This window comes from Metapseudomonas cellulosilytica (genome assembly GCF_049334135.1).
In the GTDB taxonomy this organism is placed as follows: domain Bacteria; phylum Pseudomonadota; class Gammaproteobacteria; order Pseudomonadales; family Pseudomonadaceae; genus Metapseudomonas.
In genome coordinates this window covers 107,308-123,627 of the sequence record NZ_JBHZGN010000019.1, presented here as the reverse complement: position 1 = coordinate 123,627, position 16,320 = coordinate 107,308, and the positions used below count along the sequence as shown (strand labels likewise).

Sequence of the window (16,320 nt, the reverse complement as noted above, 5' to 3'; positions counted from 1 at the left end):
CACCAGTGTCCTGGAGGGCGTGAACAACCGCATCAAGGTGATCAAGCGCATGGCCTATGGCTTTCGGGACTCGGTCTACTTCTTCCTGAAAATCAAGGCCGCCTTCCCCGGGAAAGCGCGATGAACCAAAAAAAAGGACCCCCGAAGCTGGGTCGCAGCTCCCGAGGGTCAAACACGGAGTCAAAGAGCGTCTATTCGATAGACTCGTAGGGCAGGCCCACATAGTTCTCGGCGATGGTCTTGCGGCCGGCCTCGGACCCTACGTAGTAGTCCAGTTCGGTCTGCTGCATGCGGCGGCCGAAGGCGTCGGTTTCCGGGAAGCGGTGCAGCAGCGAGGTCATCCACCAGGAGAAGCGCTCGGCCTTCCAGATGCGTCGCAGGCAGATGGCGGAGTACTGCTCCAGCAGCTCGGTGCGACCTTCGCCGTAGACCTTCAGCAGGATGCGGAACAGGGTGTTGACGTCGCTGGCGGCCAGGTTCAGGCCCTTGGCGCCGGTGGGCGGGACTATGTGGGCGGCGTCGCCCAGCAGGAACAGGCGGCCGTACTGCATGGGCTCCACCACGAAGCTGCGCAGCGGGGCGATGCTCTTCTCGATGGCGGGGCCTGTGACCAGCTTCGCCGCGGTCTGCTCCGGCAGGCGGCTTTTCAGCTCTTCCCAGAAACGTTCGTCGGACCAGTCCTCGACCCTTTCCTCAGCCGAGACCTGCACGTAATAGCGGGTGCGGGTGGGCGAACGCATGCTGCACAGGGCGAAGCCGCGCTCGTGGTTGGCGTAGATCAGTTCGTCGCTCACCGGCGGGGTGTCGGCCAGCACGCCGAGCCAGCCAAAGGGGTAGACGCGTTCGAACTCCCTGAGCACCCCGGCCGGGATGGATTTGCGCGACACGCCATGGAAGCCGTCGCAGCCGGCGATGTAGTCGCAATCCAGGCGGAACAGCTCGCCGTCCTGCTCGAAAGTGACGTAGGGCGCATCGCCCTTCAGGTCGTGGGGCTGGACCTGGGCGGCGTTGTAGAAGCTGCGCGCGCCCGAGGCGGCGCGGGCCTCCATCAGGTCGTGGGTGACTTCGGTCTGGCCGTAGATAATCACCGTCTTGCCGCCGGTCAGGCCCTTGAGGTCGATGTGTTCGCGGCGGCCGTCGAAGGCCAGCTCGAAGCCGTCATGGACCAGGCCGTCGCGGTCCATGCGCTCATTGACGCCCGCTTCGCGCAGCAGGTCGACCATGCCCTGCTCCAGCACCCCGGCACGGATGCGGCCGAGGACGTACTCCGGGCTCCGGCGTTCGATGACGATGTTGTCGATACCGGCCTTGTGCAGCAGCTGGCCGAGCAGAAGGCCGGACGGGCCGGCGCCGATGATGGCGACCTGGGTCTTCATTGTTGTTGTCCTCATCTGGTCCATGGGGACCATGCCTTGGTTGGTTCTCCAGTATTTTTGGTTGGTAAAACCTTACTTTGAAGGCAAATTTCGATTCAGTTATTGGACTTTTCATGGATTGAAGGGCGTTTTTCATCCAGCGTTCATCCAGTGCTCAATGGACGACTCGACAATTCTTATCCTGCCTATTCCGCTGAAACCCCTGGTCTAAAGCGTTCGGCATCGGGTGTAAGTAGGTTGCAGGCATCCCCAGCGATTAAAGTTAATACGTCTAACTGATGTGTCGGTTTTCGCCTTAAAATTCTGTTCGATTAGCGGTTGCTCTAAAAAAATAGTTAATTGACATAACTAAAATACGGGCATACCTTGAGGTCACCACAGCAAGAGGTGCGTGATATGAGCAAGTACGAGAACCGCTGGAAAACCGTAACCGTCCAGGTCGAGGAAGGTATCGCCTGGGTAACCCTTAACCGCCCGGAAAAGCGCAACGCCATGAGCCCTACGCTCAACCGTGAGATGGGCGAAATCCTGGACGTGATCGAGCAGGATCCTGAAGCTGGCGTCCTGGTATTGACTGGGGCGGGCACCGCCTGGACTGCTGGCATGGATCTGAAGGAGTACTTCCGCGAGATCGACAACGCTCCTGAGGTGTTCCAGGAAAAGATTCGTCGCGAAGCTTCGGAGTGGCAGTGGAAGCGCCTGCGCATGTACAGCAAGCCCACTATCGCCATGGTCAACGGTTGGTGCTTCGGTGGCGGCTTCAGCCCGCTGGTAGCTTGCGACCTGGCCATCTGCGCCGACGAGGCCACCTTCGGTCTCTCCGAAATCAACTGGGGCATTCCGCCGGGCAACCTGGTGAGCAAGGCCATGGCCGATACCGTCGGTCACCGCGAATCGCTGTACTACATCATGACCGGCAAGACCTTCGAAGGTCCCAAGGCCGCCCAGATGGGTCTGGTCAATCGCAGCGTGCCCCTGGCTGAGCTGCGCGATGCGGTCATCGAGTTGGCCTCCGACCTGCTGGACAAAAACCCGGTGGTCCTGCGCGCCGCGAAGAACGGTTTCAAACGTTGCCGGGAACTGACCTGGGAACAGGGTGAAGACTACCTCTACGCCAAGCTCGACCAGGCTCAGTTGCGCGATCCCGAGCATGGTCGCGAGCAAGGCCTCAAGCAGTTCTTGGACGACAAGGCCATCAAGCCGGGCCTGCAGGCTTACCGTCGTTGATCGGGGGCCGGAGGTCAGGTGTGTCTGGCCTCCGGTAAGCGAACCAGAATGAGTTTGAGGAGCTGCCGGAATGTTTGAAGTGCCTTTGCTGATTGGTGGCGTAGCACGCCCGTCGTCCAATGGGGCGGTGTTCCAGCGTCACAATCCCTTTACCGGAGAGGTCGTCAGTCGGGTAGCCGCTGCTACGCTGGCCGATGCTGATAGTGCTGTAGCTGCTGCCCAGCAAGCCTTCCCTGTCTGGTCCGCGCTGGGTCCCGCTGAACGCCGTGCTCGCCTGCTGGAAGCGGCGCGACTGCTCGAGGTACGCAGTGATCGCTTCATGGCACTCGCTGCCGAAACAGGTGCCACTGCAGACTGGTACGGCTTTAACGTGAAGCTCGCGGCGAATATGTTGCGTGATGCCGCGGGGATGACTACCCAGATCAAGGGCGAGGTTATCCCTTCAGACGTCCCCGGCAACTTCGCAATGGCTTTACGTCAACCTTGCGGAGTTGTTCTGGGGATCGCGCCCTGGAACGCCCCCATCATCTTAGGAACCCGAGCGATTGCCATGCCTTTGGCCTGCGGCAACACCGTGGTGCTGAAGGCTTCCGAGCACAGTCCTGCCGTTCACGCGTTGATTGGTGAGGTGTTGCAGGAGTCCGGACTCGGTGATGGCGTGGTCAATGTCATCAGCAACGCCCCGGAGGATGCTCCTGCCATCGTCGAGCGTCTGATCGCCAACCCGGCGGTGCGTCGTGTCAACTTCACTGGCTCCACGCATGTGGGAAAAATCATTGGCCAGTTGGCGGCACGCCACTTGAAACCGGCTGTATTGGAGCTGGGTGGCAAAGCCCCGTTCATGGTGCTGGATGACGCCGACCTGGATCAGGCAGTGGAAGCAGCGGCTTTCGGCGCCTACTTCAACCAAGGTCAGATCTGCATGTCCACTGAACGTCTGATCGTCGATGAGCATGTTGCTGACGACTTTGCTGCACGGTTGCAACGCAAAGTGTTGAGCCTTCGGGCGGGGCTCCCAGGCGAAGCTGTTTTGGGTTCGCTGATCGACAGTCGGGCAACGTCCCGCGTCATGGCCTTGGTAGAGGACGCGATCGAGAAGGGTGCGGTCCTGTTGGCAGGTGGTGAGAGCCAAGGCAGCGTGATGCAGCCGGTACTGCTGGATCGAGTCACTTCACAGATGCGGTTGTATCGGGAGGAGTCCTTCGGCCCGGTAGCTGTGCTGATTCGAGCGACTGGGGATGAGGATATTCTGCGCCTGGCCAACGATTCCGAGTTCGGGCTTTCGGCCTCGATCTTCAGTCGCGATACGTCGCGCGCGCTGACTCTTGCTCAACGAGTCGAGTCTGGAATCTGTCACATCAATGGTCCGACCGTTCACGATGAGGCGCACATGCCTTTTGGCGGTGTGAAGTCCAGCGGATACGGCAGCTTTGGCTCTAGTGCCAGCATCGACTACTTCACTCAACTGCGTTGGGTCACGGTACAGAACGGTCCGCGCCACTACCCGATCTGAAGTGCGCCAACGGTTTCATGTCATGGAATGGCTGGGCGCTGCAGTCTTGTAGCGCTCGGCTGGAGGTCGCAGCGGTGAGTGAAGAAGCCCTTGTTCGACGGTCTTCCGTACCCTACCGCCAGGTTGCGCTGTCACAGCCAGATGTGGACGTGTGCGAGCGTGGCGGCAACTTATATTTGGTTTCCAAAGAGCCACTCGAAAAGACGCCGGCGAGCATTCTCGATCGCTTGATACGGTGGTCGAAGGAAAGGGGCGAGCAGACGTTTGTTGCTCGACGCAGTTGCCGAGGACAGTGGCAGCGCATCAGCTATCGCGAAATGCTGCAGCGGGTGCGTCTGCTTGCCGCCCACTTGAACCAGTACCACCTCAGCCCCCAGCGACCACTGGTGATTCTTTCGGGGAACGACCTGGAACATCTCCAGCTGGCGTTCGCGGCTATGTACATCGGTGTACCTTACTGTCCAGTGTCACCAGCATATTCCTTGGTGGCCAAAGACTTTCGCAAGCTCCGGCACATCTTCGATGTTTTGCAGCCAGGGCTCGTGATGGCCGCCGACGGCTTAGCATTTGAGAAGGCCATCGCTGCGGTGGTTCCAGCGGAGACTCCCTTGTTGGTGGTTGAAGGGGAGGTGAGCGGTCGTTCCTACCGAACTTTCAACAGCCTTCTGGACCCCATAAGCACTGTTTCGGCCGATCAGGCATACGCCCAGACAGGTCCGGATACTATTGCCAAGTTCCTCTTCACCAGTGGATCTACCAAGCTGCCCAAGGCCGTAGTTACTACGCAGCGGATGCTATGCACCAACCAGCAAATGCTGCTGCAAACCTTTCCTGAATTCGCCCATGAGCCTCCTGTGTTAGTGGACTGGCTGCCTTGGAATCACACCTTTGGCGGCAGTCACAACATCGGCATCGTGCTGTACAACGGCGGCACTCTGTACCTGGATGATGGCCGTCCAACTCCCCAGCTTTTTCACGAGACGCTACGCAACCTCAAGGAAGTTTCTCCCACTGCGTACCTAACCGTTCCCAAAGGCTGGGAAGAGTTAGTCAACGCCCTGGAGCAGGACGTAGAGCTCCGGGAGTCATTCTTCTCGCGCATGAAGTTGTTCTTTTTTGCCGGCGCCGGTCTAGGGGAGTCGGTATGGGCGCGGCTGGACAGGGTGGCTGAGCAGCATTGCGGAGCGCGGATCCGAATGATGGCCAGCTTGGGCATGACCGAGACGGCGCCCTCCTGCACATTCACGACCGGCCCTTTGTCCATGGCCGGCTATGTCGGGCTCCCAGCACCGGGATGCGAGATCAAGCTAGCGCCGGTTGAAGGCAAACTGGAGGCACGTTTCCGAGGTCCCCATGTGATGCCGGGCTACTGGCGCCAGGAGGATCTCAACCAGCTAGCTTTCGACGACGAAGGTTATTACTGCTCTGGTGACGCACTCAGATTCGCTGATCTGGCCCACCCTGAGTGGGGATTGATGTTCGATGGCCGGATTGCAGAGGACTTCAAGCTTAGCAACGGAGTTTTCGTCAGCGTTGGGCCATTGCGTGCCCGTGTACTTCAGCTAGGTGCTCCTTATGTCCAGGATGTAGTGGTCACTGGGCCTGATCGTCGGCAACTTGGTCTGCTGATTTTTCCCAACGTGACGGCCTGCCGCGAACTGGCAGGTAGGCCTCTGAGCGTAGAGCCGTGCGATGTCTTGAGTGCTATGGCCGTCCAGGATTGGTTGCGTGGTCTTCTCCTTGGCCTGAACAAGGATGCGACAGGCATTTCTTCGCAGATCGCCTGGGCCTGCTTGATGGCCGAGGCTCCCAGCGTAGAAGCAGGCGAACTCACTGATAAAGGCTCACTGAACCAACGGGTCGTATTGGACAGGCGAAGCTCTGTTATCGACGCACTGTATTCCGAGTCGCACCCCTTGTGTGTGCATGTCGAGGTGGGTAATTGAAAGGGCAATTCGAGACTTTTGATCAGGTCGGAGTTTTGGCTGCTGCGCGGACCCCGTGGGTCGATTATTGCGGTCCGCTAGCCCAGGTGTCGCCGATCGACCTGGGGATTTTCGTTGCCAAAGGCCTTCTAGCACGCACCGAGGTTGACGCAGCTCAAGTGGAAACTGTGCTGGCCGGCAGCATGGCTCAAGCCAGTTTTGACGCCTACATGCTACCCCGCCACGTTGGATTGTATGCGGGGGTGCCGCTGGAGGTCCCGGCGCTGGCAATACAACGGATCTGCGGCACGGGGCTGGAACTTCTTCGCCAGGCCGGGCAACACATTGAGCGAGGCATAAGTCGACTGGCGCTCTGCGTTGCGGCTGAATCCATGTCCCGTAATCCGATCGCCAGTTACGAACATCGCGGAGGTTTTCGCCTGGGCGCACCAGTGGGGTTCAAAGATTTTCTCTGGGAGGCGCTCATAGACCCAGCCATCGGCCAGACGATGATCGATACCGCGCAGAATCTTGCCAATCGTTATGGCATCGGCCGCGAGGATGTTGATCACTACGCGCTGACCAGCTTCGAGCGCGCGATGCGTGCCCGCGAGCAAGAATGGTTCTCCCCTGAGATTTTGCCAGTCACGAGCGCAAGTTTCGACCTACCCGGTTATCGATCCCGATCAATCACACTGCCGAGAAAAATTGGGTCTGTTGCCAGTGATACCCACCCTCGTGAAACCAGCTTCGAGGCTCTAGCCGCATTGGCGGCAGTAACTCCGGACTCGGTCCAGACCGCAGGTAACAGCTGCGCTCTGGTTGATGGTGCTGCTGCTGCTCTGGTGGGGGATGTCCGGCAGGCGAATGCACAGCCTCTCGCGTATGTGCGGGCGTGCGCAGTGGTCGGCGTGCCACCTGAACTCATGGGCATTGGCCCAGCACCGGCTATCCGCTTGTTGCTCGATGGCTATGGCCTGCAGTTGGACGCAATCGACAGCCTGGAAATCAATGAGGCTCAGGCTGCCCAGGTTCTGGCGGTGGTGCGTGAACTTGACCTGGACCTGCAACGACTCAACCGCAATGGCGGTGCCATTGCCTTGGGGCATCCGCTGGCTGCTACTGGGCTTCGCCTGGTGCACAGCGTGGCCCGTCAGCTTCAAGCCCGAGGTACCCGTTATGGGGTCGCCGCTGCATGCATTGGTGGTGGCCAGGGCATCGCGTTGCTGCTGGAAAATCCTGCTCACTCGTAAAGGTTAAGGCAAATGCTGAACTACCAAGCTCCGTTAGATGACATGCGCTTCGTCATCGAACATTGGCTCGATGCCCGGAAGGACTGGGAGCAAACCCCGGCCTTTGCCGATATCGATTACCCGCTGGCGGCGCAGGTACTGGAAGAGGCCGCGCGCTTCGCCCAGGAACAACTCGCTCCGCTGAATGCACCGGGGGACCGCCAGGGTTGTCGGCTTGAACAGGGCCAGGTAAAGACCCCGGATGGATTCGCGGCTGCCTACCAGGCCTACGTCGAAGCGGGTTGGCCGTCGCTGGCGTGCGAAGTTGAGTCGGGAGGGCAGGGGCTGCCCCAGCTACTGAATGTCGGCTTGCTGGAAATGCTCTACTCCACAAACCATGCTTGGGCGATGTATCCAGGTATCGCGCATGGAGCCTACGAGTGCGTCAAACAGTTTGCCAGCGAAGAGATCAAGGCGACCTATCTGTCTGGGTTGGTAAGCGGTACATGTTTGCCCACAATGTGTTTGACTGAGCCCCAGGCCGGAAGCGACGTGGGTTTGTTGCGCTGTCGCGCAGAGCCTTCCGAAGACGGTAGCTATCTTATCCATGGGACCAAGCTTTTCATCTCCGGCGGAGAACACGATCTCACGGACGATATCCTCCACCTTGTTCTGGCCCGACTGCCAGGAGCCCCAGAAGGCACGCGAGGGATATCCTTGTTCCTAGTTCCGAAATGGATTGATGCGGTTGCCAATGGAGTGGTGTGCGACGGTATTGAACACAAGATGGGAATCAAAGGCAGCGCCACCTGCAGCCTGCGCTTCGAAGGCGCCACGGGGTGGTTGTTGGGACAGCCGCACCAGGGGCTTGCAGCGATGTTCGTCATGATGAATGGCGCTCGGTTGCATGTCGGGTTACAAGGTTTGGGGCATGCCGAATTCGCCAGGCAGCAAGCCACCGCCTATGCATGGGAGCGCCGTCAGATGCGCGCTGTTCCGCGGCCGGAAGGGGCATCGGAGGCTGCCGACCCCATCGCCCTGCACCCGGCCATGAGTAAGGTGCTTATGACCCTCAAAGCTCAAGCTCAGGGGATGCGTATGCTGGGGTTCTGGGCTGCGCACATGCTGGACATCGCTGAGCAAGCTACCGACAAGCAAACGTGTCGGGAGGCGCTGACTCTAGCCTCGGTTCTGACTCCGTTGATCAAGGCGTATTTCACCGATCAGGGCTTCCAGCTCTCCAGCCAGGCGCTACAGGTGTTTGGAGGTTACGGGTACTGCAGTGAATACCCTATCGAGCAAACTGTCCGAGACAGTCGTATCGCCATGATCTATGAGGGGACAAACGAAGTTCAGGCAAACGATCTACTTCTGCGCAAGTTGCTACCAGAAGGGGCGGGCGCTGTTGAGCTGTTGAGCACTCGAGTTCGTCTGGAGTGCGAACTCTCGAAGGGCGGGGCTATTCAATCCCAGGGGCGGCAGCTCGAGGGTCTGCTGAGCGCTTGGGAGAGTGCATTGCTTCGGCTCAGGACCTCTCAGCAAGACGACCCTCAGCGTCCCTATGAGGTAGCTGGGGACATGTTGCGGATGACCGCTCTTCTACTGCTGGGATATGCCTGGCTCCGGGCCGTTCGGGTGAGCCGAGAGAACGGCCTGACCAATGACACTCAGGGCACTGCGGAGTTCTTCTTCCGGAACCTCTTCCCCGAGGCGTCCTATCGTTTGCAGCTGATTGAGGCTTGACTGCCTCGGGCGGCTCCGAGGAGCCGCCCATACCCGAATCAACTTTCTCGATACACCTTACGAAGCAGTCGCAACAGCTCACCGCGTTCGTCTTCCGACAAGGCTGCCGTTGAAGCTATGTCACTTTCATACGCAACCTGCTTGAGTTCCTTGAGCAGTTGCTCGCCCGCTTTACTTAGGAAAATTCCGTAGGAACGCTTGTCCGGTTTGCAGCGGACTCGCACGGCCAAGGCTCTGGACTCAAGTTTGTTCATGAGTGGTACGAGCTGTGGCGGCTCAATGGCGAGGGCGCGCGCCAGATCCGCCTGCATGAGCCCAGGGTTCTGGTCGATAATGGCCAGGGCGGAGAACTGGGCCGGCCTCAAGTCGTAATCCGACAGCTTGTTGATCAGGTGCTGGAACACTTTCAACTGCGCGCGACGCATCGCATAGCCGATCAGTTCATCTAGGGAAGTGTCCACCACCATGGTCGGAGTGGTATCTACAAACTCCGCCTTTTGGGATTGTACCGTCTTGGCCATCGCGCACTCATGCCAGAAAATTAATTAAAAAGCATATCTATTTTGAGGTTTTCCTGTTTCGATGGCCAGGGTTATCCGCATGAATATCTGCGTTTCCATCTTGAGCTTGAACAACGGGGCGCTACTGCACGGTTGCCTCAGCAGCTAGATGGAACTTTGACATCAGCGGGGGAACAGTCCCAACTGGCGAGCTCTAGCCACTGCATGCTTGCGTCCGGCCGCGTTGAGTTTGCCAAAGAGGTTTTTTAGGTGCCACTTCACCGTTTGTTCGCCCACATCCATAGCCCTGGCAATCTCTTTGTTGCTCAGGTTACGGCTTAGCAGCGACAACACCTGCCGCTCCTTTTGCGTCAGCAAGGTTTGCCCACGAAATGTCTGATCCAGGGACGATTGCAGAAGATTTTCTTCAGGCCGCTCCTCTGTGGATGGGGCTGCCGGTTCGCGCTCTGGTCGGGAATCGCGCAGTAGGCGTAGCATGCCGGCTGCCTGCGCCAAACTGATGGCTTCGCTTAGTACTGGGCGTGCATCCTCGGAACCTTTGCGCCGAAGAATCTCTGCCCGAAGTAGACGGGCTTCGACTTCCTCTCCGCCGCGCTTCAGTTTTTGCGCTAAAGCTTCGGCGTGTTCGACGGCAGTAAGTGTATCGGGAGAGAGGGGTGGACCCTCCTGGGCTAGGAAAGCGTGCACATTTGCGAGTTCGGCGTGCATTTCTGCCCATGCTACATAGGCTGGGGGTAGATGAGTCCGGCAGTCACGGAGGAGAGAGTTCAGCTTTGTACTCAGGTTACGCGATGTCTCGGAACGCCGATGCCTGGCATGTAGTCGCACAAGTTCGAATAGTGCCTTTATCTGCAAGCGTGGCACCCCGCGCCGCTGACCGATAGCATTCAGTGATTCCAGCAGGTGCAACGCTTGGTCTTGCCTACCTTCATGATCGGCAATACTTGCTTGCGTGCTATAGGCCAACATCAACGCATCTGGTAGTCCATGGCGTTCAAGCGCTGTCAACCGACCGGCCAGTAGTGCGCGTAGATCTTCATTGCGTCCACTTCCCCAGCAGGCACTAGCAAGCGCCGCGGCAAGCATGCATGCAATGGGGTTTCTGCGATCTAGTTGCTGCTCGGTCCGAGCGAGTGCCGGACGTAACACTTGTTCGGCCAGTGCGTAGCGCCCCTCCCACAAATAGCTAAGTCCAATAGCGTAGTCAGCGAGGCCATATGAGACGGGCGAGTAGGCCACGGTCTCGTCCAGATTGGTGATATTGGTTAGCTCCAGGCGAGCCTGGTCCGTTTGTCCGCTGTACAGCGCGAGGAAGGCCCTACCGATGTAGAAAATCGGGACGTCCGCGGGGCGAGCTTCCGCAGGCGGATCTGGCCATTCGGCCAACCTCTCGGAGGCGCGATCCAGTCGGTCTGAAAATGCGGCAGCAGTTATCTCGATGAGTGCGGCTTCGAACCGGCCTTCTGGTGGAAGATTCGGAGTGTCGAGAATCCGATCGATCAAGGCCTGGGCTTCGGCGTGTCGATCGCTCATGGATAAGGCCCAGGCTGCAGGGGCCCAGAAGCCTGGGTGTTGCTCGAGATCACGAGGGGAAAGACGCTGATACCAGGCAAGTACGGCCGCACTCTTGCCTTGGGTAGTCATCTGATAGGTGTTGTGTTCGACAAGTGCAATGGCCGACTCGATATCGTCGGCGAGAAACGCTTGCTGTGCTGCTTCTTCGTAAAGACCCTGGGTGGCGTACCACGAGGATGCCTTCCGGGACAGCGAACGGCGTTCCTCGCGTGGTAGTTGCATCAATCGTTCATGCAGCACCTCTCGCGCCAAGGGATGCAGGCGCATCCAGTCGCTGCCCTCTGCCCGTAGGAGCAGTGGTGTTTCATCCTGGAGCCGAAGCAGTTCCTGGGCTAGCGCTTCGCGACCTAGTGCCGCAGAGCAAAGCTCTGGATGGATGACGTCAAAGAGGCCTAGTCGCACCAATAGATGGACTGTGTCGGCAGATTGGGTATCGATGACCGAATCAATGAAGTAACGCCGAATATCTGCAGTCGCTACACGAAGGAGCCCTTCCAGATCACCGCTCCGATGCAGGGCGGCAACCGCGAGCTGGACGCCGAACGGCCACCCCTCGGTCAGCTCGTGTAACGCGATACCAGCTTCGGGATTGCACTGGGCGCCCAGATTGGCAGACAACACGGCAAGCGTTTCGTCGAGATGGAATCTCAGATCTGAGGCTGTGACGCGGGCAACTTTTGCAGTGCTCAAAGCGCCACAAGCCATTAGGGCGCCGGTTGGTCGGGCGGCCAGCGCGACATGGAGGTTGGCTGGCGCATTTCCCAACAGATAAGACAGCACTTCCGTACGGCTTGAGGTAGGCAGTAAGTCAGCGTCGTCCAGTACCAGCAGCACATCAACGGAAAGTGCTGCAACCTCAGCAAGCCAGCCGGTCAATGCTTCGCGCGGGTCGGAACAGTCTTCAATCCATTGGACGATAGGCTCGGCAAATCCACGTTTTCCGCAAGACGCCTGGGCAGTGTAGGTAAGCCCCTTCACCAAACGCAATGGGTCATCGCGGTTATCGAGCGAGTACCAGAAGGCAAAACCACCTCGTGTAAGTATTTCTCGGCGCCACTGATTGAGTTGAGCTGTCTTGCCGAAGCCGGTGGGAGCAAGGAAAGCGATTACCTGGGCACCGCCAACTTCAAGTCGATTTAACTGCAGACGTTCTCGCTCAAGAAAACCTCGAGCGGCGCGTGGCGGCGTGGACTTGAGCAGTAAAGTGGGATCTGAGCTTTGAGTACGAATTGTTCTTATCTCCCTGATCCTGGCTCAACCTTTTCCTGGCCTGCAGCGTGGTGGCTTAGGCTTAGGTAGCGGTGGGCTTCATGTGACGATTGCAGTCAGGCTAGCTGAGATTTCTCTACGAGCTCCTTGGGCTTGCATCACACGTTCCACCTGCAATCAAGGCGCAGTACCTAGATGAGTACGGGCTTTTGTTTGAAATTACGGTATCACGGGGTCGGAGTTCCGAGAAGACGATGGAACGGATCACCAAGGATGTGGGGGGGGTAAAAGTATCGGCCCACTCTTTCATGGGGGGGATTGAGGAAGAACAAGCTCGTAATGTCTCAGGACCCCCGCAATGGACGTCACTGCTCATGGCAGCCACTGGCTGGTTAGTGCCCTAGTCGATGTCTTAATGATTCCTCCTCATGGAGTGCTCCATTCCGATGAACCCCACCATTTACGTTGTCGGCGTTGGCATGACCCAGTTTGGTCGCCACGTCGAACGTTCCTTGCAATCTCTGGCTGAAGAAGCCCTCAGTGCTGCATTGAACGACGCCGGTGCAAGCCGTGCAGACATTGATCAGGTTTTCTATTCTGGTGTGACGCAAGGTGCCCTCCAGGGGCAGACTGCTGTGCCGGGACAAGTCGTTCTCAGCAAAATCGGTTTGGTCGGCCTGCCTGTTTGGAACGTCGAGAACGCTTGTGCCTCTGGTACAAGCGCTTTCCAGCTTGCAGTACAGGCATTGCGCGCCGGAACATGTGAGGTCGCACTTGCGATTGGTGCGGAGAAAATGAACATCGAAGACAAGCGCCGCTCGCTAGCTTTGTTCGAGGGCGGTTGGGATGTTCTTGAAGCCGAGGAAAATGCCTCGCGGCTGCTGAAACTGGGGGCCGGCGTAGAAATCCCGCCGGGAAGTGAGTCGGATCGACCCTATAGCCGTTTCATGGCTATTTACGCAGCGACCTGTCGCTACTGGATGAAGACCTTTGGCACGACTCAGCGGCAAATCGCGGCGGTGTCGTCGAAGAATCATAATCACTCCGTTCACAACCCGCTGTCGCAGTACCGTCAGCCATTCACTATCGAAGAAGTGCTGGCTGCACCTCCAATTACCTATCCCCTCACTCTGCCCATGTGCTCCCCGCTTTCTGACGGTGCAGCTGCGGTAATCGTATGCACGGAGGCTGGCCTGAAAAAATTGGGTGTTGACCGTCGTCGAGTGATTCGGGTCGCCGCAACATCTATTGCTACCGCCACCCCGCGGGAACCGGATGCCTTCGACCAGGCTGTGTGCCGTCGCGCGGCTCGCGCCGCCTACGAGCAGGCCGGTATTGGCCCGGATGAAGTGTCGGTAGTCGAGGTGCACGACGCCAGCGCTATGGGTGAAATCATTGCGGTCGAGTACCTCCAACTGGTGCCCATGGGGGGGGGTGGTCCTGCGGCTGAGGCGGGTGATCTATCCATTGGTGGCAGGGTCCCTGTGAACCCGTCTGGTGGTCTTGAGTGCAAAGGGCACCCGATAGGTGCGACTGGCTTGGGCCAGATTCATGAGTTGGTTACGCAGCTGCGTGGTGAGGCCGGGCCGCGGCAAGTGGAGGGCGCCAAGGTAGCGTTGCAGGAAAATGGTGGTGGCTCTATCGGTTGCGAAGAGGCTGTGGTCACGGTCAACCTTTTCACGCGATAAAGCTGCCGCACGCTGGGCGCATCATTATCGTGCGCCCAGCTCGGCTATGAGTCATTCAGGTATTTCTTTATCGGCGTTGGACCCACTCTAGGGCACCTTGCCCTCCCTGGGCGCTGCTGGCACCGCGTCAAACGCATCACCTTGCTGGGCTGAGGTTGATTTGTCGGGTAGCTGCCCCAGGGTTTTTTCTGAACTTTCCTACGTAGAAATCCAGATCCTCGCCGAAGGGCAGGTTAGGCGGCGTTGCTGTGTGGCCCTGTATTTCATCTTTCCTTTCTGTCCCACCATTCATGACGTCCAGCATTCGCACGGTTCGCAAGCACCGAGCGGCTGGCCTCTTCTGCGCGTATCGGTTGCCCCACATCGGAAGTACTTCATTTCGCGAGGCCTGGGACGGCTCCTGTTGCGGGTGGTAGGAGCAAGTGGGCGGGGTGTCCAAAGCTGTGGATATCAATCGCAGATGGTCTAGCTGGGGGGGTGAGGGGGGATGGAGGAGGGGGGGGCCACTCTTAGATGGGGGGGTGTACGCGGGTCCAAGCCCTTACTTTACGAACAACACGACGCCTTGGACGTCGTGTACTGCAAATAAAAACAAGAACGTCGGCCTCGACCGGCAAAAGGAGACAACCTGTGAAGTGCAGAACAACTGCCTCATTGCTTGAGTCGTATTGGTTCCAGGGTTCCAGCGTTGCGCTTGCCGTCGCTTTGGCTGCCGGTTCCGCCAACGCGCTGGAAATCGATACCGGTAATCCCGATCTCAGGCTGCGCTGGGACAACACTCTGAAGTACAGCGCGGGATACCGTCTGCATGATGCCGATTCGTCTCTGGCGAGCGATGTGAACCTCGGCGATGGAGACACCAACTTCCGCAAGAGTGGCCTTATCTCCAACCGCTTAGACATCCTGAGTGAGCTCGAGGGTAGCTACCAGCAGTTTGGCTTCCGGGTCAGCGGTGCAGGCTGGTATGACTCGGTCTATCGCAACAGCAATGACAACAACACGGCTGGGGCTTTCGGTCCTGGCACCAGTGCCGTTAACTCCACGCAGATATCGACGCCGGATGAGTTCACCCCATACACGCGCGAGGTGCATGGCCGTGATGCGGAATTGCTTGATGCCTTCGTATCTGGGCGTTTCGATCTTGGGGACCATGCTGCGACTCTGAGGGTTGGTCAACATAGCGTTGTCTGGGGCGAAAGCTTGTTCTTTGGTGACAATGCTATTGCTGGTGCGATGTCCCCTATCGACACTGCCAAGGCTCTCTCGGTACCGAACCTGCGCTTCCAGGAAATTCTGCGACCTGTGCCGCAAGTGTCTGGCCAGCTCCAGCTCAGCGATGCGGTGACCGCCTATGCCTTCTACCAGCCGTTCTGGCGGCAGAACCAATCCCAGGGCTCGGGTAGCTACTTCTCACCAATCGACTTTCAGCGCGGTGGCGATCTGATCTTCACCCCAACTGGCCCCTTCCTGCGCACCTCTACGCGTGAGGCCCAGGATTCTGGACAGGGTGGTGTGGCGCTGCGGATCCGTACTGACGAGACCGATTACGGTATTTACCTTTTACGCTTCCACAGCAAGTCCAGCACCATCGTCACCGACCCGATCAATCGTACCTTCTACGAGAACTACCACAGCGGTATTAACGTGTTTGGCGCCAGTGCCAACCACAACGTCGGCTTGTTCAATTTTGCGATCGAGGCCTCCGTAAGGAACAACCAGGATCTGCTGTCGCCGAACGCATACGACATTGGTGCTGGACCCCAATACGCGGTGGGTCGGACGTTCCATGTCAACGTGTCGGCGTTCGGCTCCAACCTTGGGAGAACGGCACTCTGGGACGATGCAACTCTGCTCGGCGAAGTCGCATTCACCCGGGTTCTCAGCGTGAAGGAGAACGCCGATACCTTGAGCGGCTGCCAGCCTTCCGCATTTCCCGGCGCGGTTTGCAGCCCCAACGGTACTCGCGATAGCTGGAAGTTCCAGGCCCTGTTTGAGCCTGTCTACTACCAAATTTTCCCGGGTGTCGATCTCCGGGTCCCCATGGGGGGGTCGTACCAGCCGGACGGTTCGCGCAACATGGTGGGTGCAGCTCCGCTGCCCGAGGATGCCGGCTCCATCAACGTCGGCCTTACGGCAAGTTATCTCGAAACCTGGCGTCTGGGGGTGAGTGCAACTCACTTCTTCGGCAGCTCTGGCGTGTTGTTCAGCCCAGTCGGGCCTGGCGGCACCCAAGCATGGAATTACGACCAGTACTTCCGCGATCGCGACTACGTAACGATGTTCCTGAGTCGCACTTTCTAAGCTCCCTGGA

The 16,320-nt window shown here is 58.5% G+C and carries 11 protein-coding genes; 8 read left to right on the top strand and 3 right to left on the bottom strand.

The window, feature by feature from the left end:
• Window positions 1-124, top strand: a 124-nt coding sequence (locus tag ACFW0H_RS21970; RefSeq protein WP_422915967.1) for a transposase, incomplete at its 5' end; no start/stop codon positions are given.
• Between the two features lie 67 nt (window positions 125-191).
• Here ACFW0H_RS21970 and pobA read toward each other — a convergent pair.
• Window positions 192-1,376: a 4-hydroxybenzoate 3-monooxygenase gene (gene pobA, locus ACFW0H_RS21965; protein WP_422915966.1), complete on the bottom strand. Its 1,185-nt coding sequence runs from the start codon at window positions 1,374-1,376 to the stop codon at window positions 192-194.
• Between the two features lie 396 nt (window positions 1,377-1,772).
• On the opposite strand from pobA, the gene ACFW0H_RS21960 reads away from it, so the two are divergent.
• From ACFW0H_RS21960 to ACFW0H_RS21940, 5 genes are all read left to right on the top strand, one after another.
• A complete protein-coding gene (locus ACFW0H_RS21960; RefSeq protein ID WP_422915965.1) occupies window positions 1,773-2,603 on the top strand; it encodes a p-hydroxycinnamoyl CoA hydratase/lyase in 831 nt (276 codons plus the stop codon).
• Between the two features lie 70 nt (window positions 2,604-2,673).
• The gene (locus ACFW0H_RS21955) at window positions 2,674-4,116 is read left to right on the top strand and encodes an aldehyde dehydrogenase (protein ID WP_422915964.1); all 1,443 of its coding nucleotides are present in this window, start codon (window positions 2,674-2,676) and stop codon (window positions 4,114-4,116) included.
• A 74-nt stretch (window positions 4,117-4,190) separates the two neighbouring features.
• Window positions 4,191-6,062 (top strand): feruloyl-CoA synthase, encoded by a 1,872-nt coding sequence (locus ACFW0H_RS21950; RefSeq protein WP_422915963.1) that lies wholly within the window; start codon window positions 4,191-4,193, stop codon window positions 6,060-6,062.
• On the top strand, window positions 6,059-7,294 hold the full coding sequence (locus ACFW0H_RS21945; protein WP_422915962.1) for a thiolase family protein: 1,236 nt from the start codon (window positions 6,059-6,061) through the stop codon (window positions 7,292-7,294). Before ACFW0H_RS21950 ends, ACFW0H_RS21945 begins: the two co-directional genes overlap by 4 nt.
• A gap of 12 nt (window positions 7,295-7,306) precedes the next feature.
• Window positions 7,307-9,016, top strand: coding sequence for an acyl-CoA dehydrogenase family protein (locus tag ACFW0H_RS21940; RefSeq protein WP_422915961.1), 1,710 nt, complete (start codon window positions 7,307-7,309; stop codon window positions 9,014-9,016).
• Between the two features lie 38 nt (window positions 9,017-9,054).
• Here ACFW0H_RS21940 and ACFW0H_RS21935 read toward each other — a convergent pair whose 3' ends face one another.
• The gene (locus ACFW0H_RS21935; RefSeq protein ID WP_422915960.1) at window positions 9,055-9,537 is read right to left on the bottom strand and encodes a MarR family winged helix-turn-helix transcriptional regulator; all 483 of its coding nucleotides are present in this window, start codon (window positions 9,535-9,537) and stop codon (window positions 9,055-9,057) included.
• 162 nt (window positions 9,538-9,699) lie between these two features.
• Entirely contained in the window at window positions 9,700-12,090 is a 2,391-nt protein-coding gene (locus tag ACFW0H_RS21930; RefSeq protein ID WP_422915971.1) for a LuxR C-terminal-related transcriptional regulator, read from the bottom strand.
• Between the two features lie 677 nt (window positions 12,091-12,767).
• On the opposite strand from ACFW0H_RS21930, the gene ACFW0H_RS21925 reads away from it, so the two are divergent.
• Together ACFW0H_RS21925 and ACFW0H_RS21920 are read left to right on the top strand one after the other, a co-directional pair.
• The gene (locus ACFW0H_RS21925) at window positions 12,768-14,009 is read left to right on the top strand and encodes a thiolase family protein (protein ID WP_422915959.1); all 1,242 of its coding nucleotides are present in this window, start codon (window positions 12,768-12,770) and stop codon (window positions 14,007-14,009) included.
• 630 nt (window positions 14,010-14,639) lie between these two features.
• Window positions 14,640-16,310, top strand: coding sequence for a DUF1302 domain-containing protein (locus tag ACFW0H_RS21920; protein WP_422915958.1), 1,671 nt, complete (start codon window positions 14,640-14,642; stop codon window positions 16,308-16,310).
• The last annotated feature ends 10 nt before the right edge of the window (window positions 16,311-16,320 follow it).